Source organism: Polynucleobacter sp. 39-46-10 (assembly GCF_002282275.1).
In genome coordinates this window covers 1-2,454 of sequence record NZ_NCJB01000328.1, presented here as the reverse complement: position 1 = coordinate 2,454, position 2,454 = coordinate 1, and the positions used below count along the sequence as shown (strand labels likewise).

The window sequence follows — 2,454 nt, the reverse complement described above, 5'->3', positions numbered from 1 at the left end:
GAATTGGGTGGCTGGCGCGAAACACAAGTGGTAGTTCGCTTCTGGATCATCACCATTTTATTAGTCCTCATTGGCCTCTCCAGCCTGAAATTAAGGTAAGCCAAAGAATATGCATAACTTAGACCAAGCCTTCGCTAACCCAGCTCTTATCGCAGAAGAGGGCTATCAAGCGCCTCAGCATTTCTTAATCCTAGGATTGGGAGAGTCTGGTTATGCCATGGCTAAGTGGTGCTTGAGGAATGCCGCAAAAGTCAGCTTGGCCGATACACGTGATCGTGAGCAGTTAAATGAGCGCCAAAAAGCATGGTTGGCGGATCTTCAATTTGCGGGACTCAAAGAGGCTTACTTTGGACCTCTTGATGACGCTCATTTAAAGGGTGTCGATGTTATCGGAATGAGTCCTGGCCTATCACCACTGCAGGAGCCAATAGCTTCTTTCTTGGCTAAGGTGCAAGAATCTAATATTGATATCTGGGGAGAGTTGGAGTTCTTTGCGAGAGCGATTGCTGCATTGAATCGTATGGCTCAGGTTGAAGAATCTCAATATAAGCCAGCTCTATTGGCTATCACCGGAACTAATGGAAAAACAACAACGACTGCGCTAACAGGGCAGTTGTGTGAACGTGCTGGCAAGCGTGTTGCTGTTGCTGGCAATATCAGCCCAGCCGCTTTAGATAAGCTGATGTCTTGCTTGGATGAGTCTGATCAAGTTGCCGATATGCCAGAGATTTGGGTGCTTGAACTCTCCAGCTTCCAACTGGTTTATACGAGCACTTTTAATGCAACGGCAGCTACTGTATTAAATATTACCCAAGATCATTTGGATTGGCATGGGGATATGCAGGCCTATGTTGATGCAAAAGCCAATATCTTTGGACAAGACACAATCTGTATCTTGAATCGTGACGATTCACTAGTCATGAATTTGCTCACCGATGAGCAAAAAGCCAATCAATCAGTCATTACTTTTGGCGCTAGTCGTCCTGATGAGCAGGGCGCTTTTGGAATTGAGCATGATCTGCGTGCCGGTGGAATTGATTGGCTGGTCTGGGCCGAGGTGGACGAAGATGTTGAGCCACAGCCAAAACGCCGTCGCAAAGTAGCCGTTGTAGAGGACGAGCCATTAAGACTAAAGCGTTTAATCCCTTCTGATGCCTTACGCATTCGTGGTCGTCATAACGCTTTGAATGCATTGGCTGCACTAGCCTTAGCACGAGCAGCTGGTTTGCCGATGAATATGCTCTTGCATGGATTGCGTGATTACCAAGGTGAGCCTCATCGCGTTCAAAGTGTGTCCATTGTGTCCAATGTTGAATATGTGGACGATAGTAAGGGCACCAATGTAGGAGCAACAGTAGCTGCATTAAATGGCTTAAGCGCCAATGAGTCTGGCAAGCGGATCTGGTTAATTGCTGGTGGAGAAGGCAAGGGTCAAGACTTTGGTCCCTTACGCGATCCTGCGCTACGTTTTGTAAAAGGTGTTTTCCTAATTGGCAAGGACGCCCCAATTATTGCTGAGGCTTTGGCCGACTCAGTCCCCTGTGTGATGAGTGAGACTTTACAAAATGCAGTGACTGCAGCTGCACAACAAGCTCAGTCTGGCGATATTGTTTTGCTCTCACCGGCTTGCGCCAGCTTTGACCAGTTTAGCGATTACGTAGCACGCGCAGAGGCGTTTGTTGCTGAAGTTGAAGAGCTGGGAATGCAATTCCAAGGAGCAGATGCATGAGTTTGAAGGAAAAACTTTTTCCTGAGAATAGGTTGGGCCTTGGCCGCTTCTGGAATTTCTCCAGAGGTGGGATAGACAATTTCCGAAGCGGCTTGAGAGATGCAGTTTCTGGTGTTGAGCAAACTCGCTCACGCATGATGGACTATGACCAGTTATTAGTTTGGGCGGTATTGTCACTAGCCTTAATTGGTTTAGTGATGGTCTACTCTGCATCGATTACTTTGGCTGATGGTCCTAAGTACGCAAACTACAGCAGTAATTATTTCTTGATTCGCCATTGCATTTCATTAGCCATTGCCATTGGTGTTGCTATTTGGGTATTTAAAATCCCAACCCATGTTTGGGATCGTTATTCCCCAATCATTTTTGGCTTTACGGTTCTCCTGTTAATTGCGGTACTTATTCCTGGTGTTGGAAAAGGCGTGAATGGTGCTAAGCGTTGGATCCCATTGGGTCTCATGAATTTCCAGCCATCTGAATTAATGAAATTTGCTGCAGTGATTTTTGCTGCAAGTTATACGGTGCAGCGCCAAGAGTATCTCCACTCATTTGTGAAAGGCATGTTGCCAATGGGCATTGCGGTTGCCTTGGTTGGTGGCTTGCTCATGGCTGAACCCGATATGGGTGCATTTGTTGTGGTTGCCTTAATTGCCTTTGGAATTTTATTCTTGGGCGGCATTAATGCCAAGTTATTTGGTGGTTTGATTTTGGTTGGCCTCATGAGT

The 2,454-nt window shown here is 46.5% G+C and carries 2 protein-coding genes and 1 pseudogene; all 3 read left to right on the top strand.

Going from position 1 to position 2,454, the window contains the following annotated elements; all coding sequences use genetic code 11:
- A pseudogene (locus B7X71_RS15220) lies at window positions 1-99 on the top strand (phospho-N-acetylmuramoyl-pentapeptide-transferase); the annotation flags it as partial.
- A 10-nt stretch (window positions 100-109) separates the two neighbouring features.
- Window positions 110-1,729 carry a UDP-N-acetylmuramoyl-L-alanine--D-glutamate ligase gene (gene murD / locus B7X71_RS15215; RefSeq protein WP_293599083.1) on the top strand — a complete coding sequence of 540 codons (1,620 nt, stop codon included), beginning with the start codon at window positions 110-112 and terminating at the stop codon, window positions 1,727-1,729.
- On the top strand, window positions 1,726-2,454 hold a 729-nt coding region (locus tag B7X71_RS15210; RefSeq protein ID WP_293601299.1), incomplete at its 3' end, for an FtsW/RodA/SpoVE family cell cycle protein. The genes murD and B7X71_RS15210, both read left to right, overlap by 4 nt.